At 33.1% G+C, this 24543-nt stretch carries 22 protein-coding genes and 1 tRNA gene; 14 read left to right on the forward strand and 9 right to left on the reverse strand.

The genetic code is table 11. The features are described from left to right. Window positions 1-168: 168 nt before the first annotated feature. Window positions 169-552: a helix-turn-helix domain-containing protein gene (locus GQR94_RS22150; RefSeq protein WP_158979328.1), complete on the forward strand. Its 384-nt coding sequence runs from the start codon at window positions 169-171 to the stop codon at window positions 550-552. 73 nt (window positions 553-625) lie between these two features. Here the strand turns inward: GQR94_RS22150 and GQR94_RS22155 are convergent, their stop codons facing one another. The 3 genes from GQR94_RS22155 to GQR94_RS22165 all read right to left on the reverse strand — a co-directional run bounded on the left by GQR94_RS22155 (window position 626) and on the right by GQR94_RS22165 (window position 3087). Next, window positions 626-895, reverse strand: coding sequence for a hypothetical protein (locus tag GQR94_RS22155; protein WP_158979330.1), 270 nt, complete (start codon window positions 893-895; stop codon window positions 626-628). Window positions 896-1012: 117 nt separating this feature from the next. Further along, on the reverse strand, window positions 1013-1906 hold the full coding sequence (locus GQR94_RS22160; protein ID WP_158979332.1) for a helix-turn-helix domain-containing protein: 894 nt from the start codon (window positions 1904-1906) through the stop codon (window positions 1013-1015). Between the two features lie 173 nt (window positions 1907-2079). After that, complete coding sequence (locus GQR94_RS22165; RefSeq protein ID WP_158979334.1) at window positions 2080-3087, reverse strand: 4-hydroxyproline epimerase; 1008 nt, start codon at window positions 3085-3087, stop codon at window positions 2080-2082. A gap of 156 nt (window positions 3088-3243) precedes the next feature. On the opposite strand from GQR94_RS22165, the gene GQR94_RS22170 reads away from it, so the two are divergent. Then, window positions 3244-4806, forward strand: a complete 1563-nt coding sequence (locus GQR94_RS22170) for a M28 family peptidase (protein WP_158979336.1) — start codon at window positions 3244-3246, stop codon at window positions 4804-4806. A 109-nt stretch (window positions 4807-4915) separates the two neighbouring features. Here the strand turns inward: GQR94_RS22170 and GQR94_RS22175 are convergent. Next, window positions 4916-4991, reverse strand: a tRNA-His gene (locus GQR94_RS22175). A gap of 324 nt (window positions 4992-5315) precedes the next feature. Between GQR94_RS22175 and GQR94_RS22180 the strand changes: the two genes are divergently transcribed. Both GQR94_RS22180 and GQR94_RS22185 read left to right on the forward strand, forming a co-directional pair. Continuing rightward, entirely contained in the window at window positions 5316-7364 is a 2049-nt protein-coding gene (locus GQR94_RS22180; protein ID WP_158979338.1) for a tetratricopeptide repeat-containing sensor histidine kinase, read from the forward strand. A 59-nt stretch (window positions 7365-7423) separates the two neighbouring features. Then, complete coding sequence (locus tag GQR94_RS22185) at window positions 7424-9460, forward strand: tetratricopeptide repeat-containing sensor histidine kinase (RefSeq protein ID WP_158979340.1); 2037 nt, start codon at window positions 7424-7426, stop codon at window positions 9458-9460. 92 nt (window positions 9461-9552) lie between these two features. On the opposite strand, the gene GQR94_RS22190 is transcribed toward GQR94_RS22185, so the two are convergent. Next, the gene (locus GQR94_RS22190) at window positions 9553-11583 is read right to left on the reverse strand and encodes a transketolase (protein ID WP_158979342.1); all 2031 of its coding nucleotides are present in this window, start codon (window positions 11581-11583) and stop codon (window positions 9553-9555) included. Window positions 11584-11836: 253 nt separating this feature from the next. Between GQR94_RS22190 and GQR94_RS22195 the strand changes: the two genes are divergently transcribed. Then, window positions 11837-12370 carry a histidine phosphatase family protein gene (locus GQR94_RS22195; RefSeq protein ID WP_158979344.1) on the forward strand — a complete coding sequence of 178 codons (534 nt, stop codon included), beginning with the start codon at window positions 11837-11839 and terminating at the stop codon, window positions 12368-12370. Here GQR94_RS22195 and GQR94_RS22200 read toward each other — a convergent pair. Next, window positions 12367-13104: a DUF6503 family protein gene (locus tag GQR94_RS22200; protein ID WP_158979346.1), complete on the reverse strand. Its 738-nt coding sequence runs from the start codon at window positions 13102-13104 to the stop codon at window positions 12367-12369. The two genes, GQR94_RS22195 and GQR94_RS22200, sit on opposite strands and share 4 nt — an antisense overlap. Window positions 13105-13219: 115 nt before the next feature. Between GQR94_RS22200 and smpB the strand changes: the two genes are divergently transcribed. Further along, window positions 13220-13681, forward strand: a complete 462-nt coding sequence (gene smpB, locus GQR94_RS22205) for an SsrA-binding protein SmpB (RefSeq protein ID WP_041558419.1) — start codon at window positions 13220-13222, stop codon at window positions 13679-13681. 13 nt (window positions 13682-13694) lie between these two features. Here smpB and GQR94_RS22210 read toward each other — a convergent pair whose 3' ends face one another. Beyond that, window positions 13695-14336 (reverse strand): protein-L-isoaspartate(D-aspartate) O-methyltransferase, encoded by a 642-nt coding sequence (locus tag GQR94_RS22210; protein ID WP_158979348.1) that lies wholly within the window; start codon window positions 14334-14336, stop codon window positions 13695-13697. A 151-nt stretch (window positions 14337-14487) separates the two neighbouring features. Between GQR94_RS22210 and GQR94_RS22215 the strand changes: the two genes are divergently transcribed. The 8 genes from GQR94_RS22215 (at window position 14488) to GQR94_RS22250 (ending at window position 22101) form a co-directional block, all read left to right on the forward strand. Further along, a complete protein-coding gene (locus tag GQR94_RS22215; protein ID WP_158979350.1) occupies window positions 14488-15447 on the forward strand; it encodes a Gfo/Idh/MocA family protein in 960 nt (319 codons plus the stop codon). Between the two features lie 25 nt (window positions 15448-15472). Next, window positions 15473-16363 carry a 3-hydroxyacyl-CoA dehydrogenase family protein gene (locus tag GQR94_RS22220; RefSeq protein WP_158979352.1) on the forward strand — a complete coding sequence of 297 codons (891 nt, stop codon included), beginning with the start codon at window positions 15473-15475 and terminating at the stop codon, window positions 16361-16363. A 14-nt stretch (window positions 16364-16377) separates the two neighbouring features. Continuing rightward, window positions 16378-17028, forward strand: a complete 651-nt coding sequence (locus tag GQR94_RS22225) for a YggS family pyridoxal phosphate-dependent enzyme (protein ID WP_158979354.1) — start codon at window positions 16378-16380, stop codon at window positions 17026-17028. Between the two features lie 111 nt (window positions 17029-17139). Continuing rightward, the gene (locus GQR94_RS22230; protein WP_158979356.1) at window positions 17140-18510 is read left to right on the forward strand and encodes an exonuclease domain-containing protein; all 1371 of its coding nucleotides are present in this window, start codon (window positions 17140-17142) and stop codon (window positions 18508-18510) included. A gap of 3 nt (window positions 18511-18513) precedes the next feature. After that, a complete protein-coding gene (locus GQR94_RS22235; protein WP_158979358.1) occupies window positions 18514-19362 on the forward strand; it encodes an ion transporter in 849 nt (282 codons plus the stop codon). Continuing rightward, entirely contained in the window at window positions 19362-20267 is a 906-nt protein-coding gene (gene miaA, locus GQR94_RS22240) for a tRNA (adenosine(37)-N6)-dimethylallyltransferase MiaA (RefSeq protein WP_158979360.1), read from the forward strand. Before GQR94_RS22235 ends, miaA begins: the two co-directional genes overlap by 1 nt. Next, on the forward strand, window positions 20264-20767 hold the full coding sequence (locus tag GQR94_RS22245; RefSeq protein WP_158979362.1) for a gluconokinase: 504 nt from the start codon (window positions 20264-20266) through the stop codon (window positions 20765-20767). The genes miaA and GQR94_RS22245 overlap by 4 nt, the downstream gene beginning before the upstream one ends. Further along, window positions 20767-22101: a GntP family permease gene (locus tag GQR94_RS22250; RefSeq protein WP_158979364.1), complete on the forward strand. Its 1335-nt coding sequence runs from the start codon at window positions 20767-20769 to the stop codon at window positions 22099-22101. Before GQR94_RS22245 ends, GQR94_RS22250 begins: the two co-directional genes overlap by 1 nt. A 54-nt stretch (window positions 22102-22155) precedes the next feature. On the opposite strand, the gene GQR94_RS22255 is transcribed toward GQR94_RS22250, so the two are convergent. Both GQR94_RS22255 and GQR94_RS22260 read right to left on the reverse strand, forming a co-directional pair. Then, the gene (locus GQR94_RS22255; RefSeq protein ID WP_158979366.1) at window positions 22156-22872 is read right to left on the reverse strand and encodes a response regulator transcription factor; all 717 of its coding nucleotides are present in this window, start codon (window positions 22870-22872) and stop codon (window positions 22156-22158) included. Between the two features lie 8 nt (window positions 22873-22880). Beyond that, window positions 22881-24479, reverse strand: a complete 1599-nt coding sequence (locus tag GQR94_RS22260; protein ID WP_158979368.1) for a sensor histidine kinase KdpD — start codon at window positions 24477-24479, stop codon at window positions 22881-22883. Window positions 24480-24543 lie beyond the last annotated feature (64 nt).

Consider the following 24543-nt stretch of genomic DNA (forward strand, 5'->3'; position numbering starts at 1 on the left):
AAGTGTAGAGTTGGTACGTGTCAATAACGGTCAAGAAGTATAGTATAAAAATATAATAATAAAGCATTGTAATACAGCACTATAAGTAATAATATTTTTACTATAAAAAGTATAGTTGCATACTATAGTAAAGCTTTATATCTTTGTAAGATATTTAATATTTTAAAAATGGACAGAAAAGAACTGTTTGAGAAAAAGCCAAAGATTAAAATCAATAATAAAATATCATTTTGCCCAACGAGCGCAGCAATGGAATTGATAGGTGGAAAATGGAAGAGTGTTATACTAACCCATTTAATAGGCGGCAAAAAACGCTACAACGAGTTGCGTAAAGAAATTCCTGGTATTACAGAACGTACTTTAAGCTTACAATTGAAACAATTAGAAGCGGATGGTATGGTAAATAGAAAAGTGTTTACTAAAAAACCACCTTTAAAAGTAGAATACACGCTTACGGAGTTTGGGCAAACATTGGTTCCAATTCTAAACCTTATTGTTGATTGGGGATTACAGGCGGCCGAAACCAAAGGTGAGTTTTTGTTTGATGAATAGATATTAGATTATTTTATTACTCAAAAATTGCATTTTAATCAAAAAAACATCCTCCTTTAAGTACAAAAACAACTTACATCTTAAATTTAGGCTTTACAAAATAACGTTCGCGTTTTTTTGTTTTATATATGGTTAAGGTAGCCATAACAGACCAAATTAAATTAGAAACAAATGAAGGTATGGCATTGTAGTAGTAACAGTTAATGGCTATTAAGAGCGCCCCAAAAAGATTTAAATATTTCGAGTAACTAACATACTTATTGTTCTCTACTAATGTTAGTCCATAAGCAAGAATTAAAAAGCCAGAACCTGACCATCCTAATACATCAATTAATAATTTCATCTCGTCAAATTTGTTTAATTTATTGGGGTTAAATTATACCGCAAATTTGCGCTAAGAGAGTTAAACGTTTATGATAAAAAAGCTACTTAAAATGGTATTTTTACGCCCGATATAAAATTAATTTCCAAACTTATTTCTAAATTCTATTGGCGTTGTTGTTTGGTGCTTTTTGAAATATTTTACAAAATTAGTCGGCTCTTCAAATCCAAGGGTATACCCTATTTCCTTTACACTATCTGCTGTGTGCACCAATAAGCGTTTGGCCTCTAGGATAACTCGGGCATCAATCATTTGTTTGGGAGTTATATCCATAACCTTTAAGGTGGCATTGTTTAAACGTTTTTGAGTAACATTTAATTGATCGGTATACTTGGTAACCGATTTCTGAAAATGAAATTGCCTATCTAACAGGTTTCTAAACTTAATTACGCAATCTAAATCTGATCCTTTGTTTATAATAGCACTATGCTGATTTTGCCTTTCTCTTTCTGAAAATAACAGCAAATTTTTAAGGTGATTTCTAAGAATATCTGACTGATAAATATCTGTGACCTTACGCAACTCCGTTGCTATAAAACGAAATAAATTATGATAAAGAGATGTTCGCTCTTGAATTTGAATTGTAGAGATCGCATACAAATCATTGAACAGCATACTGCTTCTTAAAAAACGAGTGTCTTCTTCTGTTTTGCAAAAAAAGTTATCCGTAAACAAAAGAATTTCACCTTCTATTTGTACTGTTTCATCAAAACACTGAATACTATTTTTATCTACAAATAAAAGTGTATTTGGCTGTATTTTAATAAGATTAAAATCTACCATATGTTTTGAAATTCCTTTTTTGAACCATATAATTTGATAGAAATCTGTTCTATGCGGCTTAATTAAATCCTTGTGGAAATCTTTATATAAAGTCGCTAAGCTTTTAATTTCAAACTCATGAGGAAGACCTTCCTTAAACACGTATTTTTCTATATCCTGATTCACCCTAAAAAAAATTATCGGTTCCAAGCTACGGAATTTATAAGAAATACATCTCTTAGCCCCGCATTTTAAGCGCTAAAATTAATAATCGCACTCTTTTTAACTTTAAATTGAACGCATAAACTCTCTTAATAAAACAGCAACTACATTATGCAATTATAAGAAGTAAAAAATTAAAATTGAAAGAAATAAGATGTTTCTTACAGCACTTGAAACCCGTGTGCATAGGGGTCGTCGTCATCTATAAGTATTGTATTATAGCCATATATTTTTGCCCAACCTTGAATACTCGGAAGTATGGCTACTTTATTCTTCAAAGTAGTTTCGGCTTCTATCTGCCCTATAAATTGAGACCCTATATAACTTTCATGAATAAACTTATCGCCTTTTTTTAATTTTCCTTTAGCATGCCATTGTGCCATTCGCGCAGAAGTTCCTGTTCCACAAGGAGATCTATCAATTGCTTTATCCCCATAAAATACAGCGTTACGTGCTGTTGCTTCTGGTGCAATAGTATCTCCTGTCCATAGGATATGACTTACATCTCGAATAGTCTCATCTTCTGGATGCACAAATGCTCCTGGATATTTTTCATTAATTTTAGAACGAATTTCTTGACTAAACTGAATTAATTTGCCCGCTGAGTACTCTTGGATCCCTCTAAAGTTCTTTTGCGGATCTACAATGGCATAAAAATTCCCGCCATAAGAAACATCAAATATTAGTTCTCCTAGACCTGTACAATCTATAGTTAAGTTAGTTTCCGCTAAATATGATTTTACATTTGTGAGTTTTACCCAATCTACTTTCTTTCCTGTCTGTTGGTACTCAATTAATACTAAACCTGCAGGAGTTTCCATCCGCACACTACCTGGCGTTTTAGGCGTTATTAATCCTTCTTCTATCCCTATAGTAATTGCCCCTATAGTACCATGCCCACACATAGGCAAACAACCGCTAGTTTCTATAAACAAAATTCCAAAATCATTTTCAGGGTTAGTGGGTGGGTAAAAAATGCTACCGCTCATCATATCATGCCCACGCGGCTCAAACATCAACCCTTTTCGTATCCAATCATATTCGGATAAAAAATGTTGCCGTTTCTGACTCATATTTTCGCCTGTCAAATTAGGTCCCCCTCCTGCTACTACACGTACAGGATTTCCGCAGGTATGTGCATCCACACAAAAAAAAGTTTTGCTAGCCATAGTATATCAATAAATAGTTTTAATGCTCTTTCAACAAACAATTTACGATTAAACCTTCATTCTGCTTTTCACTAGCATAGATTTTTTGTTTGATTACTCAAAAGTTCATTGTTTTCATTATTTTTGAAAAGACTAATTATATAATTGAGCACCAAAATGAAAAAAATAGCATTTGTTGTGACCTTACTAGCCATGGCTTGTAATTCTTCACAGAAAACCGTTTCTGAGACGACAACAGAAACAATCGCTACAATGAACCCGAAACCTTTTGCGGAAACTATTACGGAAGCAGAGTTAAAAGATCATTTGTACATCTATGCCTCTGATGAATTTGAAGGCAGAGAAACTGGAAAGCCAGGACAGAAAAAAGCTGTGGCATATCTTGAAGAACAATATAAGAAAATGGGAATCCCTGCAGCACAGGCCGATGGAAACTATTTTCAAAACGTACCATTAACAGTAAGTAAACTTCCTGAAGGCACTATTACAATTAATGGAAAAACGTACAAAAACGGAGAAGGTCTTTTAACATTCACTGCTGCTGAAGGAAATTATAGTGAACTTGCTTATGCTGGTTTTGGAATCGAAGACGAAAAATATTCCGATTATAGTTCTATTGATGTTACAGATAAAATAGTTTTGATAAAAGCGGGTGAACCTATGAATGCGGATGGAACCTATGTCATTTCTGGCAGTGCCGAAAAATCTGTATGGAGCAACCTATCTGAATCCGTGGCTAAAAGGTTTGAAGCTGCTCAGGCTAAAGGAGCTAAAGGCGTTTTATATTTTGATGAAAACAATTTTGCACGTTTTGAGAGTCGTTTTGACTACATGAAAAAGAATGACAGCGGAAGAATGGAAATTAAAGAAGATAATTCAGATACTTTCTTTAACTTTTTTATTAATGAAAATATCGCAAATGCGATCTTACCAAACATCAAATCTGAAAATAAAGCGAAAATCGTTCCTTCTAAAATAGACTTAGCTATTAAAAGTTCTGATGAGGACATAAATTCTGAAAATGTTGTTGCTATTTTAAAAGGTTCTGAGAAGCCCAATGAATACGTCATTATATCTTCACACTTAGACCATATTGGTGTTACAAAAGATGGTGAAATAAATAATGGTGCTGATGATGATGGTTCAGGTACTGTAGCCTTGTTAGAAATTGCGCAGGCTTTTAAGAAAGCTGCAGATGAAGGTAAAGGTCCTAAAAGATCTATTGTGTTTTTACACGTTACAGGAGAAGAGAAAGGCTTATTAGGTTCTCAGTACTATACGGACTTTGACCCTATTTTTCCTTTATCAGAAACTGTTGCGGATTTAAACATAGATATGATTGGCCGTATTGACCCTAAAAGAGAAGGAGATCGCAATTATATTTATTTAATTGGATCTGATAAATTGAGTACAGATTTACACAACATATCAGAAGAGGTAAATGAAAAGTATATGAACATTGCTTTGGACTACACCTACAATGATGAAAATGATCCAAATAGATTTTATTATAGAAGTGATCATTACAATTTTGTAAAAAACAATATTCCTATTATTTTTTATTTCAACGGTACACATGACGATTACCATGCTCCAGGAGATACTCCTGACAAGATTAATTATGATTTGCTTGAAAATAGAGCTCGTTTAGTGTTTTACACGGGTTGGGAAGTTGCCAATAGAAAAGATAGACTTGTGGTAGATAAGGCTAATAAATAGCACTTACCACATATTAAAATAAAAAATGCCTTTGTATTCTTACAAAGGCATTTTTCTTTAATTATAGCCACAAAAAAAGCCTTATCAAAATTGATAAGGCTTTATTTCTGGGTGGAAGACCGGGTTCGAACCGGCGACCCTCGGTACCACAAACCGATGCTCTAACCAGCTGAGCTACAACCACCATTTGTAAGCGGCTGCAAAGTTAATTTTTTAGATGCTATTTGCAAAATAAAATAATCACTATTTTAAATAAATTTTCAAAAAAGTGTCCCCCACTACATTATTACACTAAAAATCAAGCATTTTCCATATGAAACAATCCTATTAAAGAAGTAATTTTCCTTAAGAAAAAGCTTATTTATATAAAACTTTGTACTTATACCAGTTAAAAACATCGTTTCACAACAAAAATTTTCCAATCAAGTAGTTCTAAATTACATTTATAAAAAAAAAGACATTCAACATTTTTCCCAAATATGGTTGACTATTTTATCATTTATAATTATATGAAGAGACCTTTCGTTCTATTTATCTTCTTACAATTTTTCAACCCTACTTTCACCTATTCCCAAAGTACTCAATTAGACAGTTTATATTCAGAAGTACATAAATTTCAGAAAAGTGAAAATTTTGACACTGCTGATCACAACTATATTAACCTATTAAATTCAATAGGAAAAGAATATTACTTTAAAAACATTGACAGTCTATACTATTATTCTCAAAAAGCCCAAAAATTAAGTGCTAAAACTAAATATGTCGAAGGTAGTGTACTAGCTCTTGCAGGCATTAGTCATTGCCAATCTTATAAAGGCGAGAACGATAAAGCCATAAAATCTTTAGAAAAAGCATACGTTATCGCTAATAAAAATAAAGACGCCAAACTTCAAATACTAGCTTTAAACAGACTTGGTATCTTAAATTATGATATAGGTAATCACGCAGAAGCACTAAAAGCATATTTAATGGCTATTGAAATTGCCACTGCTACAAATGATATTTTAAACTTATCGTTTGTAAAAGAAAACATCGCTCACTTATATCTTGCACAAAAAGACTATAAACAAAGTTTGATAATTTATAAAGAAATTCAAAAATTAAATCATCAATTAGGAGAAGACGTATATAAAGCACAAAGCAGCAGTAACATTGCAGACTTATATGTAAAACTAAAAGATTTTGAGAATGCTAAAATATATATAGATAGTAGTATCGTCATTTTTGAGGAGAAAAAAATTGATGATTGGCTGGCGTACTCCTACATGGTAAAAGGAGATCTGTATTTAAAGCAAAATAGGCCCAAACTAGCCCTCTACTGGTATGACAAAGCGCTTACACTACACGAGGACTTAAATGATGACCGAAGCAAAGCGCAACTCTTAAACTCTTTATCTGAAGCGTATTTTAAGCTCTACAATTATGTTGATGCTGAAGAAAACGCAATTGCCTCATTAGACATTGGAAAAAGGTTAAGCCTCTTAGATGATTCAAAAACATCGAACAATCTGTTATACAAAATTAATAAGAACAATAACAATATAGACAGCGCCTTAAAGTATCACGAAGTATACAAACTTTTATCAGACTCTATCTCTCGTAAAGAAAATTTAAATAGCCTTGGCATATTAAAAACCAAATTAGAGTTCGAAAAACAACAAAAAGATGTCGAACTAGCTAATGAAAAAGCAAAAGCAAGACAAAACATCTATATCTATTTAAGCCTTATCATCCTTGCTATTTTAGCTTTGATCATATTTTTATTGCGCAAACAATCTAAAGCACGTAAGAAATTTAATAATGAACTCCGATTGAAAACAAAAGCTCTTGAAAAAAGAGAAGAAGAGTTAAATGCAATAAACGCTACTAAAGACAAGTTATTTTCAATTATTGGTCATGATCTTAGAGGTCCAATAAATGCATTAGCAAGTGTTTTAAGCATGCTAAAAGAGGACGAGATTACACAAGAAGAATTTTTAGATTTTACCCCTAAAGTTAAAAATGACGTAGATGCCATTTCATTTACATTAAACAATTTATTATCTTGGGGTAGAACACAAATGACAGGCTCTAAAACAGAACCATCTAATTTTGATATCCACGAATTAATTACAGAAAACATTAAATTACTGAAGAAAACTGCTAATAATAAAGGAATTTCCATTACAAACACTAGTCCAACAAATACAGCTGTATGGGCAGATATCAATCAGATTGATGTTGTGATTAGAAATCTTTTAAGTAATGCTATAAAGTTTTCGCACCCAGATGGAGTGATTAGTGTAAATGCCATTAAAGAAGATGGTTTTCTTAAAATATCAATTAAAGACAAAGGTGTTGGCATGTCTCCTGAAATCCTTAGTGAGATTTTTAATTCCAAAAACACTACATTAATAACTACTTATGGTACCTCTAACGAAAAAGGAACTGGTTTAGGACTTTCTCTTTGCAAAGAAATGGTGAATAACAATGATGGTGAAATTTTTGTAGTTAGTGAAATAAACGAAGGAAGTATCTTTTATTTTACAATTCCTCTACGAGAAAATAATAAGAAATAAAATTTCTTAATTCCCTTTTATTTTTTTAATTTCAGCAAAGCCAGCCACTTTGCGATACTATGAAATGTAACACTATTACGATTATTTTCTTATTGTTTCTTTTTTCTTCAAATGTTTCACAGCTTCAAGCTCAAGAAAAAAAACAAAAAATTCTTTCAGAGATTATAGCTCACAGACTTCAAAATAAAAAGAAAGCCAGCGCTTATATCAATTTAGTAAATTCTTTAGGTTGGGAATTAAGATATACGAATTTTGACAGTGTAGCCATACTTAGCGAGGAAGGATACAAATTAAGTAAAGAAATCAATTATAAAAGAGGCCAAGCCAAAGCACTTCTAGCCTCTTCCTTCAGTGAAATTATTGCTTTTAAAAACACAGAAGAGACCTTAAAAAAAATTGATCAAGCGATACAATTTAGTACGGATATTAAAGCAGACAGCACCTTAATCTCAGCGTACAACATCAAGGCAATTTACAAAACATATATAGACGACTACGAAGGCGCTTATAAAGACTACAACTTGGCTTTACTACTTTGCCAAAAATCTAACAATACCTTAGAAGAAACAAAGTTATACTCCAACTTAGCAACACTATTCTCTGTTTTAGGTGATAATGATGAGTCTATAAGATATTACATAAAAGCGCTCGATATCGCTAATAATTTAAAAGAAAAATTCTGGTTAGGAGTAGTAAAAAGTAATTTAGGCTATTTATACAATAAGACAAATCAGTTTGAAAAAGCAGCCATTCTTTTAGATGAAAGTATTCAGATTTTTATTGATGAGGACAGAAAAGTTTGGCTTGCCTACGCTTACCTTACCAAAGCAAATTTACTATTGAATAAAAAATCTCCGGAAGAAGCTATAATTTTTCTTGATTTAAGCGATGATCTATTAAAGAATCTAATTTATGAAAAGTTAAAACAAGATTTGTTGCTTGGTTACACTAAATATTACCAACAACTAAATAATTCAGAAAAATCAGAAGAATTAGCAGAAGAAGGTTTTTTGTTATCTACTACCAATAAAAATCAGATAGCAATTGCAAACTTTTCTGAAATCTTATATCAATTAAATAAAGAAAAAGAGAATCAAGGATCTGCCCTTTTCTATTTGGAAAAATTTAAAAACATTACAGACAGCGTAGCACTTCAAAGTAAACAAAATGCATTGGCACTGTTGAAAGCAAAAACTGATTTTCAGAAAGAACAGAATGATCTAAAATTAGACAGTCAGAGAACTATCAAACAACAAAAAACATATATTGTTTTCAGCCTATTTATTGTGTTCTTAGTTATTCTCATTGCATATTACGGCTATAAAAACAACAAAACAATCACCCATTTAAATAGCCAGTTAGAAGAGAAAACGGAAATACTTGAAAACAGTGAAAAAACACTAAAATATGCCAATGAAACTCAAGAAAAACTTTTTTCCATTATTAGTCATGATTTAAAATCGCCTATCAATGCTCTAAAAAACTTACTTCTTTTAATTAAAAATGGCGACATAAAACCTAATGAATTTTTAAATTTTGCCCCGAAATTATATAACGATGTCGATGCCATGTCTTTCACCTTAAATAATTTATTATCATGGAGTAAGTCACAAATGAATGGTTTTGTGAATAATCCTATTAATTTCAATGTTAGTGAAAAAATAAACAACAGCATTAAACTTTTGCAAGAAAACGCAAATCAGAAAAACATTTCTATTCGTAATAATATACCGAAGGATGCTGAAGTAAATTGCGACAGTAATCAGTTTAATTTAATTATCAGAAATTTATTAAACAACGGCATTAAATTTACACCTTGCGGAGGGAGTATTATTGTAGACGCCCATTTAAAAAAGGAATATCTCGAAATTAGAATAAAAGATACAGGGGTGGGAATAACTCCAGACATACAGAATAACCTTTTTAAGCCCGATTCTGCACTTCAGAGTACTTACGGAACTAATAAAGAAAAAGGCACTGGATTAGGACTCTTACTTTGTAAAGAAATGGTTGAAAACAATGGTGGCGAAATTTTTGTAATGAGCAAAATTAATGAAGGAAGTACATTTTACTTCACTATACCTAAAGCTATTTAATACATTTTTTCTGTTGGTTTATTGCCTTAGTTTTTAAATACAAAAAAAGCCTAACATCAATGTTAGGCTTTTTTTATCATATACTTAAAATTTTATCCCAAGAAAGAAACGACTTGTTGGTACACTTTTTCTCCTGTAAATCCGAATTTTTCATCAAGCACAGATGCTGGAGCTGAGTATCCAAAATGATCTAAACCAAATACTTTTCCATGAGCACCTGCCAAGCCTTCTAAGTTAACAGGCAATCCTGCTGTTAAACCAAATACAGGCTTATCTGTAGCAATAACGCTATCTTGGTATTCTTTAGATTGTTTTCTGAATAATCCTTCTGATATAATAGAAGCTATATTCACTTCAAGGCCTTTATGTTCTTTAAGCAATGCTGCTGCTTCTACCAATGTAGCAACTTCCGATCCATTTGCAATTAAAGTAATCACTGGATTTTCTGATTTCAGCACCAAATATCCTCCTTTTTCAGCTTGTAAAGCATCTTCATATCGAGAAGCTCCTGTTGCTGCTATATCTTTAATACCCTGTCTTGAAAGTATTAAACCTGAAGGTACTTTATCATTCTCTAATAACATTTTCCATCCCACTACAGTTTCAGCAGAATCTGCTGGACGTAAAGCTATAAAACTAGGATCACCACTATGGTTCTTCAGTTTTTCTAACAAACGAATTTGAGCTTCTTGTTCTACTGGCTGATGCGTTGGGCCGTCTTCTCCTACTCTAAATGCATCATGCGTCCATACAAACTTTACAGGAAGTTCTTGAATAGCACTTAAACGTATCGCTGGTTTCATATAATCTGAAAACACAAAGAATGTAGCTACTACAGGAATTACACCGCCGTGTAATGCCATTCCATTAGCCATAGCTGCCATAGTAAGCTCTGCAACACCAGACTGTAAGAATGAACCCGTAAAATCTCCTTTTTGTAAAGAATGAGTTTTATTTAAGAATCCGTCTGTTTTATCACTGTTTGATAAATCCGCAGAAGAAACGATCATATTCTCTACTTTTCCCGCTAAATAACCTAAAACATTTGCAGAAGCTGCTCTTGTTGCTAGGCCTGCTTTGTATTCAATAGCTTCAAAATCTAATTCAGGTAATTCTCCCGCTAAGAAAGAATTTAATTTAGTAGATAGCTCCTTATTCTCTTCTCTCCAAGCTAGAATTTCTTGCTTTTTAAGTTGTGCTTCTTTTATTTTTTTAGTGATAACATCTTTGTAAGACGCCTCCACATCTGCATAAATTGCAAATTCATCTTCAGGATTTGCTCCTAAATGAATTAATGTTTTTACAAAATCTGCTCCAGTATCACTAATTGGTTTACCATGTAGCTCTGTATACCCTTCGTACGTTTCGCCTGTTGCAGTAACACAACCTTTACCCATGATTGTTTTACCAATAATTAAAGTTGGCTTATCTGTTTCTGAATTAGCATCTTTTAATGCTTTTCTAATTTCATCATGGTTATGACCATCAATGGTTACTACCTTCCAACCCCAAGCTCTGTATTTCATAGCTGTGTCTTCTGAAGTAACTTCATCTGTCTTCGTAGATAATTGTACGTCATTAGAATCATAAAACATAATAAAATTACTTAAGCCTAAGTGCCCTGCAATTCTACCTGCTCCCTGGGAGATTTCTTCTTGAACCCCACCATCAGATATAAATCCGTAAACTTTATGATTCATCCAGTCGCCAAATCTTGCTTGTAAAAATTTAGCAGCAATAGATGCTCCTACACCCATGGTATGTCCTTGCCCTAATGGGCCTGATGTATTTTCAATTCCTCTTTTTACATCTACTTCTGGGTGACCTGGTGTTACAGAACCCCACTGTCTGAATCCCTGAACATCCGTTTTAGAGAAATTACCTAATAAATAATATTGAGCATATAATAAAGGTGATAAATGCCCCGCATCCATAAAAAAACGATCACGGAATGGCCATGTCATATCAGAAGGATCATAATTAAAAAACTCAGAATACAAAATATGCATGTAATCTGCTCCTCCCATTGGACCTCCTGGATGTCCAGATTTTGCTTTTTCTACCATAGAAATAGCTAAAGCTCTAATATTATCTGCCGCTAACTGGTCTATTTTTTTGTTCATCTTGCCTGATTTATCCTTTAAAATGTACTGTTAATACTCAATTTTTTATAGACTGCAAGATAAAACCCTTTGCGACCATCTGCAACCTATTTTTTGCTTAAATTATTTTCTTACGAATTGATTCGTTATTGTTAGAATTTTCAAAATTAAGAACATTTAAAAACTTAAAATCGCTCCCAGAAATACTATATTAAAAGATATTGAGTTATATTTAGTAGCTTATTTTATTCATTAAAATCATTCTAGCATCACTATGAAAGCTCTTAAAATACTTTTAGTCTCCATTATATTAATAAACTTTACAAGCTGTAAAGATGATAAACCTATTATAGAAGCAGCTCCAAAGGAGCGTGTAGTTTCTACTTATTACTTTATCAGACATGGAGAAAAAGACAGAAGTAATCCTGACAATAAAGACCCTGAGTTAAATCAAGACGGATTAGGACGAGCCATCAGATGGGAACGTGTTTTTAGCGAAATAGATTTAAATGCTATTTATAGTACAGATTATGATAGAACTATGATGACGGCAGCACCAACCGCTGTAAGCAGAGAATTAAGCATCAATAATTATGATCCGGCTACCATGAATGTTGATGATTTTAAAATTATCCACGAAGGTGAAAACGTACTCGTTGTTGGCCATAGCAACACCACACCAGATTTTGTCAACAAAATGTTAGGCGAAGAAAAATATGCTTCCATGGATGATTATGATAACAGCAGCTTATTTATTGTTCGTATTATAGACGGTAAAGCTACGTCTATTCGTTTAAAAATGGATTAATTTTCAGAAACTACAGTTATATTTTCTAATACTATCTTCGATAGCAATTCCAACTGATTTGACTCATACAAGTCGGCCATATTTTCTATTGTAGCAGCTTCATTTTTTGGCTTATAATTTTCGTAATCCACAAAACGTATTCCGTTTACATAACGTTCATGGTACGCTTTTCTAAAACGCACGCCACCGCCATTAGTTTGATAATCATAGGCTAAATAATCTACTTTGAATGTTTCTTTATTAAACCAGTAGTAATAAGTATCCTCAAAATCTGTCCCTCCTCCATTTTCTTTGAAGGTAACCTGAACCAAATAATAAGATAAACCATTCAATTGCTGCTCTCCTAAGAGTTTTTTACGCACCGCTATATCATTTAAATGATAAGGCAACTGGGCAAAATAATGTACCGAATTTATAGCTTCACTATAAACGGATGACAACGAATCTGATACCACCACCGGGGTATCATTAATATAGCGTTGAAAATCAGAATTTGTTTTTATATCAATATAGTTTAAAGAGTCACTTACAAACTTTCGTTTTAGGATAGCTCCTTTTGCATCATATTCATACTCTTTATCCCTAAATTTAAAGGCAACTTTACTGGTTTCATACAAATTGCCTCCACTTACTAAAATAGCTTTATCGACAATGTCAGTTGCTGTTAATTTTTTATCAGCACTATCTTTACAAGCAGATAGAACTAAAATAAAGGTTATAAAAAAATATTTCATCAGTTTGATTTAAGACCTTAATCGCAGAAGAAGGTTCATCATTACAAAATTAATAAAGTATTAATTAGTTTGATCAATTGTATATCATCTAATTGTTACTATTTTTGTAGTTGTGATACAAAAGAAAATAAATATAAAAAATAAACGTGCCCGTTTCGATTTTGAAATTTTGGATACGTATACTGCCGGATTAGTCTTGGGAGGTACCGAAATAAAATCGATTCGATTAAGCAAAGCTTCTATTTCAGAAAGTTTTTGTGAGTTTAATGAGCGTGGAGAACTTTTTATTATCAATATGCAGATTGATGAATATTCTCACGGCACACACTTTAATCACGCCCCGAAAGCACAGCGAAAATTACTTTTAAATCGCGGTGAACTAAGGAAATTAGAAAAAGAGGTTAAAAACACAGGTCTTACCATTATTCCATTAAATCTATTCTTAAATGACAGAGGATTAGCTAAAATAAATATTGGATTAGCAAAAGGTAAAAAGCTATATGATAAGCGAGAAACAATGAAAGACCGTGACAATAAAAAAGATTTAGATCGTATCAAAAAGAGCTTTAATAACTAAAGCTCTTTTTTTTTTAATTTTTATCTTCAAGAAGCGGTACGAAACGAAAAGACCCAAACTCCTTCTTCTCAAATTCTTTTTCAGACTTGCGTATAAAAAGTGTCATCACTTGTTCTTCATTTCCAACAGGAATTACAAGCCTACCTCCTATTTTTAATTGAGCCAATAAAGGATTAGGTACATAAGGCGCCCCTGCAGTAACTATAATTCCATCAAAAGGTGCTTCTTCTGGCAATCCTTTATACCCATCTCCAAAAATATATTTCTTAGGCCGATACCCCATTTTTGAGAAGAACAGTTTTGTTTTTTTGAACAATTCTAATTGACGCTCTATGGTGTACACTTTTGCTTTTTGATGTAATAAAACGGCCGTTTGATACCCACTTCCTGTTCCTATTTCTAGAACTTTAGCATTTGGTTTCAATTCTAATAATTCTGTTTGAAATGCCACAGTATAAGGTTGAGAAATTGTTTGTTCTGCTCCAATAGGAAAAGCTTTGTCTTGGTACGCATGATCTTCAAAACTACTATCTAAAAATAAATGACGCGGAATTGTTTTAATAGCCTCCAGAACGCTTTTACTTGTTATGCCTTTTTCCACTAGCGTTTCTGCTAGTTTATTTCGCATGCCTTTATGCTTTAGTGTATCTCTCAATGGGTTTGGTTTTGTGGCACGAAGTTAAAAAAAACTGGGCTAGAAAACTCAATTAATAAATTTAAAACAATCGTTTAAAAACATCCTTTATCTTAATAATCTGATTGCAAATACATTTAAGTATCCGTATTTTTGAAAAAATAATTTTTTTATGCTCAACGTTGGCGTTTTAGGTGCAGGACACCTAGGCAAAATTCATTTGCGATTACTTAATCAATCTGAAAAATATAATTTAGTAGGCTTTTTTGATCCAGATGCTATTAATGGTAAAAAAGTAGCCGCTGAGTTTGGGTATACTTATTTTGATAATATCAACAAGTTAATAGATGCTGTTGATGTAGTAGACATTGTAACCCCTACCCTTTCGCATTTTGAATGTGCTAAAAAGGCAATAGAAAAAGGGAAACATATATTTATAGAAAAACCAATTACCAATACCCTAGAAGAAGCAGAAGAATTGCTATTCCTAGAGAAAAAACACAAGATTAAAGGTCAAGTGGGTCACGTAGAACGTTTTAATCCAGCTTTTACCGCTGTTAAAGACAATATTCATAATCCAATGTTTATTGAAACACACCGTTTAGCAGAATTTAACCCACGCGGTACTGATGTTCCGGTGGTATTAGATTTGATGATTCATGATATTGATGCCATTCTTAGCGTAGTTCCTTCTACCGTAAAACACATTAATGCAAGTGGTGTCTCAGTAATTAGCAATTCTCCTGATATTGCAAATGCAAGAATTGAGTTTGAAAACGGTTGTGTAGCAAACCTTACCGCAAGTAGAATTTCACTTAAAAACATGCGTAAGTCTCGTTTCTTCCAAAAAGATGCCTACATCTCCGTAGATTTTTTAGAAAAAAAGGTTGAAGTTGTAAAAATGAAAGATGCCCCTGAAAGTCCTGGAGATTTTGATATGATATTACAAAATGCAGAAGGGATTAAGAAGCAAATCTATTTTGAAAATCCTGATGTAGAAAATAACAATGCTATTTTAGATGAATTAGAAACCTTTGCAGACGCCATTACAAATGATACCACTCCTGTGGTAAGCTTAGCACAAGGAACAAATGCATTGCGAGTTGCGTTACAAATAATAGCTTCTTTTTAACGCGAAACAAAACAAAACATTGAATATGAAAAATATTGCAGTTATTGGTGCAGGTACTATGGGAAACGGTATCGCTCACGTTTTTGCTCAAAATGGTTTTAAAGTTAATTTAATTGACATCTCTGAGGCATCTCTTGAAAAAGGTGTCGCTACAATTACCAAAAACTTAGACCGAATGTTAAGTAAAGAAGTTATTTCCGAAGCTGACAAAATTAATGCATTAGCCAATATTACAACCTTTACGCAATTAGAAGCGGGCGTAAAAAACATGGATTTAGTCGTTGAAGCTGCAACAGAGAATTTAGATCTGAAATTAAAAATATTTAAACAATTAGATGCTGTTACTGATGCTCAAACAATTTTGGCTACCAATACATCATCCATATCTATTACTCAAATTGCTGCCGTAACTAGCAGACCTGAAAAAGTAATTGGCATGCATTTTATGAATCCTGTTCCTATTATGAAATTGGTAGAAATAATTCGCGGTTACTCAACTTCAAATGAAGTTACACAGCTTATTATGGAATTGTCTTTAAAATTAGGCAAAACCCCTACTGAAGTAAATGACTATCCTGGTTTTGTAGCGAATAGAATTTTAATGCCTATGATTAATGAAGCTATAGAAACGCTCTACAATGGTGTTGCAGGTGTAGCAGAAATAGATACCGTCATGAAATTAGGTATGGCACACCCTATGGGACCATTACAATTGGCAGATTTTATTGGCTTAGATGTTTGCCTATCTATCCTAAATGTGATGTATGACGGATTTAAAAACCCGAAATATGCCCCCTGTCCATTGCTTGTAAACATGGTTACAGCTAAGAAATTAGGTGTAAAATCTGGAGAAGGTTTCTATGATTACTCAGCATCGCGCAAAGCAGAAAAAGTGGCTAAAAGCTTTATCAAATAAATACCATACATCTTATGTCTATTGCTCGTAATTTAAAAAAAATTAAAGCCTCGTTGCCTGGAACTGTGACCCTTGTTGCCGTTTCTAAAACGAAACCTATTACTGATTTAATTGAAGCGTACGAAGTTGGCCAACGAATTTTTGGAGAAAATAAAATCCAAGAAATGACCCAAAAATGGGAAGAGCTACCTAAAGACATTCAATGGCATATGATTGGTCATGTACAAACAAACAAAGTAAAGTACATGGCAGAATATGTTCACTTAGTTCATGGTGTAGATAGTTTTAAGTTATTAAAAGAAATTAATAAACAAGCAAAAAAATACAATAGAACTATAGACTGTCTATTGCAAATACACATTGCTGAAGAGGATACTAAATTTGGTTTAGATAAAGAAGAATTGCTAGCTATTTTAGCTTCAGATGAATTTAAAGCTTTAAATAATGTAAGAATTAAAGGCCTTATGGGAATGGCTACTTTTACCGAAAATGAGGATCAAGTTCGCAGAGAATTTAAATCTTTAAAATCTTTGTATGACCTTACAAATACAAAATTAGACGATTTAGACACTTTATCTATGGGGATGAGTGGCGACTACAAAATAGCCATTGAAGAAGGTAGTACCATGGTAAGAATTGGTAGTAGCATTTTTGGAGGCAGATAAAATAACCCTAAGAATACAGGCTAAAAGTTTAAAAAACTTACCTTTAATCTTTAAAAAAGGTACTATGATAGCATATGCCATTTAATTAAAAATGAATTCTGAATACGATACATGTACGCAATATTAGATATTGAAACTACTGGAGGGAAATACAATGAAGAAGGTATCACAGAAATAGCTATTCACAAATTTGATGGACACCAAGTGGTTGATCAGTTTATTAGCTTAGTAAATCCTGAAAAAGAGATTCAACCTTTTGTAGTGAAATTAACAGGAATCACTAATAAAATGTTAGTTACCGCTCCAAAATTTTACGAAGTAGCAAAACGGATTGTTGAAATCACGGAAGGCACTGTTTTAATTGCGCATAATGCACAATTTGATTACCGAATACTTCGCACAGAATTTAGACGGTTAGGCTTTAATTTTGAACGAAAAACAATCTGCACTGTAGAGTTAGCTCAAAAATTGCTGCCAGAAGCAGAATCATACAGTCTTGGCAAACTGGTGAGATCACTAGGGATTCCTGTGAGCGATCGTCATAGAGCCAACGGTGATGCACTGGCCACTCTAAAACTTTTTAAATTATTACTCTCTAAGGATTTAGATAAAACTATTGTTAAATCTGTTTTAAAAGCAGAAACTCTTGGCGAATTATCTCCAAGACAACTAGATATCGTAGACGATTTACCTTCTGAAGTTGGGGTATTTTACATGCACAACAAAGATGGAGAAATCATCTTATTAAATAAAAGCAATAATATTAAAAAACGTGTCAATCAATATTTTACAAACAGTGGCAACAGAGCCCGAAGAATACAAAAAGAAACCCGCAAGGTAACTTTTGAGAAAACAGGAAATGAACTGATTGCACTTTTAAAAGAAAATGAAGAATTAGGACGCAACAAACCTAAATACAACCCTTTTCACAAACGAAAGCTATTTACATTTGGAGTATATGCCTCTTTAAATGAACAAGGATATTTACAATTAAAAGCAGAAAAAATAAATAATACCATTCACCAAAGGGTTGCCACTTTTAATAGTTTAGTTGCCGCTGAAAATTTTTTGCATGCGGTACGGGATGAATATCAACTTTGTAATAAAATAAATGGTTTATCTCAAGCAAAGGCTAATTGTTCTAAATTCGATGAAGGCACATGTTTAGGAGCCTGTATAGCAAAAGAAGCTACAGAAACCTACAACACTAGAGTTAAAGAACTCATCCAGAAATACAGCTTAACCGATAAAAATATCGCAATCATTGATAAAGGTAGAGTATTAGGAGAAAAAAGTGTTATTCTAATTAAGGAGGGCGTTCTAAAAGGCTTAGGTTTTTGTGATCTTAACTATCAAATAAATAATTTACCTATCTTAGAATCAATTATTACCCCTATGGAAGGTAATGAAAACACGAATCACATCATTGAAACTTATTTACGCAAAAGAAAAGTCCAAAAAATAATTGACATTAAGGAATAGATTTTGAGAAGACACAAACCAGATAAAGGTTGGCAACATAAGGTTCACGAAATAATATATGAAGCAGATACCCCATTAGGTAAAGGTTTCGATATTATTTTGATTATTTTAATTATCATTAGTGTAATTATAGTAATGTTAGAAAGCATTAAAGAACTAGATGCTAAATACCATTCTATTCTTCTTGCTTTTGAATGGGTTATCACTATCTTTTTTACCATTGAATACATTGCTAGAGTAGTTAGCATTAAAAAACCGTTTAAATATATCTTTAGCTTTTATGGTATTATAGATTTACTTTCTACAATACCACTATACATTTCTTATATTCTTGCCGGATCTCAAGTACTACTTGCCATTAGAGCGTTACGATTATTGCGGGTTTTTAGAATATTAAAACTCGTTAGATTTCTTGGTGAAGCATCACAATTAAAAAGTGCCCTTAAAGCAAGTAGGGCTAAAATCATAGTTTTCTTATTTGCAGTGCTAATCGTCTCAGTTCTTCTGGGAACCCTTATGTATTTAGTAGAAGGTGAGGATGCTGGTTTTACAAGCATTCCAATAAGTATTTATTGGACCATTGTTACCCTTACTACGGTAGGATATGGGGATATTGCTCCTATAACACCACAAGGACAATTTATTGCCACCCTAATTATGTTGGTGGGGTACGGAATTATCGCTGTTCCAACAGGAATAGTTACCGTAGAATTTGGCAAACAAAAACAAGGAAATTCAAGTGCAAAAGAAGGAAAATATGTTCATGTAAATACACAATCATGCCCTTCCTGTTCTGCTGAAGGACATAGAGATGATGCAACGCATTGTTATAACTGTGGAAGTAAATTATAATGGAAAGAACCTTAATCTCCGTGGTAGGACCTACCGCAATAGGCAAAACAAAACTCGCTATTGCTCTTGCTAAACATTACAATACCGAAATAATTTCCGCAGATTCACGACAATTTTTTAAAGAAATGAATATTGGAACAGCGGTGCCTTCCTTAGAAGAATTAGCAGCAGCTCCACATCATTTTATACAACACAAAAGCATTTCCGAACCTTATTCTGTTGGTGACTTTGAACGAGATGCCATCGCTAAACTAGAGCAGTTATTTAAACGAAATTCTGTTGTCATTATGGTTGGCGGAAGCGGCCTTTACGTAGACGCTGTTACTAAAGGGCTAGATCATTTTCCTGAAGTCGAGGAAAGTGTACGCCAAAAACTGAATAAAGAACTTGCTGAAAAAGGTATTTCTGCGCTACAAAAGCAATTACAACACTTAGATCCTGATTATTTTAAAAGAGTTGATATTCATAATCCACACCGATTAGTACGCGCTTTAGAAATTTGCATTGGAACAGGAAAACCATATTCCTCCTTTTTGAAGAAAGATAAAAACAAAAGATCCTTTAAAACGATTACCATTGGTATTGAGGCCGATAGAGCAATGATTTATGAGCGTATTAATCTACGAGTAGACCTCATGATAAAAGCAGGACTTCTTGAAGAAGTAAAATCACTAATAGAACACAAAGCGTTAAATGCCTTGCAAACTGTAGGTTATAAAGAATTATTTAATTATTTTGATGGACTTTGGGAACTAGATTTCGCAATTTCTGAAATCAAAAAAAATACAAGAAGATTTTCTAAACGACAACTTACTTGGTTTCGTAAAACAGCGGGAATTACTTGGGTAGATTTTGATGAGAAAATCACAGACGTAGTACATAAAATTGAAACCGATAATAAATGAACAAGTTTGATGGCGTAATTTTTTATATAATGGGTGTTTCGGGAACAGGAAAAAGCACCATCGGAAAACTACTTTCTAAAGAATGGGGCATTCCATTTTATGATGGTGACGACTTTCATCCCCAAGCAAATATTGATAAAATGGCAGCCGGCCATCCATTAAATGATGAGGACCGCCACGATTGGTTAGTGAAACTAAATAGCATAGGTATAGAAAACAGTAATAAAGGTGCTTTAATTGCTTGTTCTGCACTTAAAAAAAAATACCGAACTTTGTTATCTAATACATTGCAAAAGCACTGCTTTATCTTTCTAGAAGGCTCTTTTGAACTTATTTATAATAGATTGAATAGCAGAGAGAATCATTTCATGCGTTCAGACCTTTTAAAGTCTCAATTTGATGCTTTAGAAACACCTGATTCTACGGAGAATGTTATTACAGTATCTATTAGCTTAAATCCTGAAGAAATTATTACCGAAATAAAAAACCAACTCAACTAGTGGAAACTCAACTGATCCTCGCAGTTATATTTGGTATAGCTATCCTTTTATTTTTAATCCTTAAGCTTAAAATCAACGCTTTTATAGCTTTATTAATTGGAAGTATTACTGTAGGCTTAGTTGCTGGTTTAAATGCTACAGAAATTATTGATACCGTAAAAAATGGTATGGGGGGCACCTTAGGTTTCGTCGCTACAGTTGTTGGTTTAGGAGCAATGTTTGGGGCAATACTAGAAAGTTCTGGTGGCGCAAAAACCATCGCTAATTTTATGATCTCTAAATTCGGATTAAAAAATGCTCCTTCTGCAATGGTTATTTCTGGATTTTTAATCGCAATCCCCGTATTTTTTGATGTTGCTTTTATTATTCTAGTACCTATGATCTATGCCTTACAGCGTAAAACAAAAAAATCATTATTACTATACGCTATTCCTCTATTAGCAGGTTTAGCCATTACGCACGCTTTTATCCCTCCCACTCCAGGCCCTATTGCTGTGGCTGATATTATTGGAGCAGAATTAGGTTGGGTAATTCTTATAGGGTTCATTGTAGGCATCCCTACCGCTTTGGTTAGTGGGTTGCTTTTTGGAAAATACATTGCAAAAAAAATACACGTTGAAGCCCCTGAAGAAACAGAAAGTACAGTTCATGATCGTCTGCCAGAAATAGGAATCACCTTAGGTATAATTGGCACACCCATTTTACTGATTTTATTAAATACTTTTATGACTAGTGGTGTCCTAGGGGATGTTGATCCACAAGTATTAAATTTTATTGAATTAGTCGGTCATCCCTTCACCGCATTAATTATCGCGAATTTATTAGCTTGGTATTTTTTTGGTATCAAACGCGGAATGAGCAAAAATGAATTGTTTAAAATCACAAGCAAATCTCTTGAACCTGCAGGAACAATAATTTTATTAACAGGAGCAGGCGGCGTTTTTAAACAAGTTCTAACAGATACAGGAGCGGGTGAATTACTAGCTACTTCCTTAAGTGATGTAGGTTTTCCTGTTTTAGCTTTTGCATTCACCACTGCGGCTATAGTACGTATTATTCAAGGATCTTCTACTGTGGCCATGATTACTTCTGCCGGTCTTGTTGCACCATTACTTATTGAAGCTTCGCTTAGCAAACCAGAATTAGCTTGTTTGGTTATTGCTATTGCTTCTGGAGCCAGTATTTTTTCACATGTAAATGATAGCGGATTTTGGCTTGTGGGACAATACCTTAGAATATCGGAAAAAGACACCTTTAAATCTTGGACCATGATGACGACCATTTTAGCACTAACTGGCTTTATTTCGGTTTGCATCATTAATCTTTTTCTATAAAAAAAAGCCATTTGATTTCTCAAATGGCTTTTTTATTTTTTTAATCTGTTACAGTTATTTCTCCTCTGCAGTTTTTACTACTAATCGGAATCCTTCACCGTGAATATTCAAAATCTCTACAGTATCATCAACTTTTAAATATTTTCTAAGCTTAGCGATGTATACGTCCATACTACGAGATGTAAAATAGTTGTCATCCCTCCATATTTTTGTTAAAGCAAGCTCTCTAGGCATTAAATCATTTTCATGTAAAGCCAAAAGACGTAATAACTCATTTTCTTTTGGAGATAATTTCACAGGCTCCTGATCTTTATACTTAAGAAAACGAAGTTTAGAATTTAGTTGGAAATTTCCGATTGTAAATTCGAACTTACGACTATCTGCTAAGGTACTTGAAGCTTTCCTTTGTAAAATAGCTTTAAGTTTCATTAAAAGTACTTCAGAGTCAAATGGTTTATTTAAATAATCATCTGCACCAGCTTTATACCCCTTTAATACATCTTCTTTCATGGTTTTAGCAGTCAAGAATACGATTGGCACATTTTCGTTTTTTTCGCGAATTTCTTTCGCTAAAGTAAATCCATCTTTATAAGGCATCATCACATCTAAAATACAGATGTCATAATTATCTTTTTTAAATTTTTCAAAACCTTCCATTCCGTTTTTTGCTAAAACGACGTCAAAATCGTTCATAGACAAATAATCTTTAAGAACGATACCGAAATTTGGGTCATCCTCTACCAAAAGTATTTTTTTGTTTACTGTCTCCATAATTTTTTTTATATTAAAGGTAATTTCACGTAGAATGTACTTCCTTTTCCTTTCTCACTCTCAACGTAAACTTCACCTTGATGATCTTCAATAATTTTTTTCACGTAGGACAATCCTAATCCGTGACCTTTTACATTATGTATGTTACCTGTGTGCTCTCTGTAAAACTTTTCAAAAACCTTTTTCAAAACAGCTTTGCTCATTCCTGCACCCTGATCTTTTATTTTTATAATAATATTATTATTCGCAACTTCTGTATACACATCTATTTTAGGCGCCTCTGGCGAATACTTAATAGCATTGTCTAATATATTAACGATAACATTAGTAAAGTGCATGTCACTGGCTAATACTTCACTACTCTCTGCTTCTAAGTGAAGGTGAATATACCCACCTCTATCGTCTACAATTAACTCTACATGTGCCATTGCATCATGTATTATGTCGTGTATGTCTACTCTATCCTTACTTATATCTAACTGATTTTTTTCAAGTTTAGAAATTCGGAGTACATTCTCTACCTGAGCATGCATTCTTTTATTCTCATCTTTAATCATTGTTAGGTACCGCTCCACCTTTTCTTTATCGTCAATAATTTTAGGATTCCTAATCGCTTCTACTGCAAGATTTATTGTGGCAATTGGTGTTTTAAACTCGTGCGTCATGTTATTAATAAAGTCCGACTTTATTTCCGAAATCTGCTTTTGTCGAATCAATTGATAAATAGCACTGGTATACGCTACCACAATTACTAAGGTAAATAACAAAGACAAAATTGCCATAGGCAGAATCGTCCGAATTAAATATTTCTTTTTTGCAGGAAAGGTAACGAGCAATGCAAAATTGCTCTCTCCATCAGAATCCTTAAAAATTGGATATTTATAAAGCGTACTACTCTTTGCAAATTTGAATTTTCTAGACTTTACTTTTGTAGGGAGACTTCGGCTATAAATACCATATTCATATTCCGTATTTATATTCCTATTTTTAAGCTCCATATCTAACAAAAGTTCTATCTCTTGTCGTGTAACACGCTTATGAATAGGCCTCGTCTTCGCTTTTTCTTTAAAAACATCTTCCCAAGCAGCTTTTTCAATAGAGGTTAATCCGCCTATTTTTTCTAACTTCTGTATAGGTGTTAACATATTAGCCTTACCGTCTAAACCATAATCTTCTTTGAAAATAGTTTTATTACGTATGCTCGTATAGTTTTTTAGAATCGTAGAATCTAATCCAAAACCAATATTATTAGTGTCAAAGAACGTTGATGGGACACTATAACTCTCCTCAAGTATCCCGTGTGAATAATACGTTATTTCATTAGAGTTCATATCTCTTTCCATAAAGAAGATATTCTTTAGCAGATCTGGTGCCTTTGCCTGCCCACCTGCACTATCTCTAATTTTCAAAAGTTCGCTTGTATAATCTGCAAGTTCTCTTTTTTCAATTTTCTCGGTGACTTTATTCAAAATCTCTGTCACCATACTTGTAAACTGTTCCTCCTTATCCTCTACTGACTGTTTTATCCAATAGCCTTGAACAAAAATTATTCCTATTAGAGACACACTCATTAAGATGACAAGAAGAATAAATAAGCGTCTATTCATTGCGGTAAAATTAAAAATTTAACAGTTAGTAGTTAATGCGTTTAACCTAACCTTAACACAAATG

Source organism: Cellulophaga sp. L1A9 (genome assembly GCF_009797025.1).
Taxonomy (GTDB): Bacteria; Bacteroidota; Bacteroidia; order Flavobacteriales; family Flavobacteriaceae; genus Cellulophaga.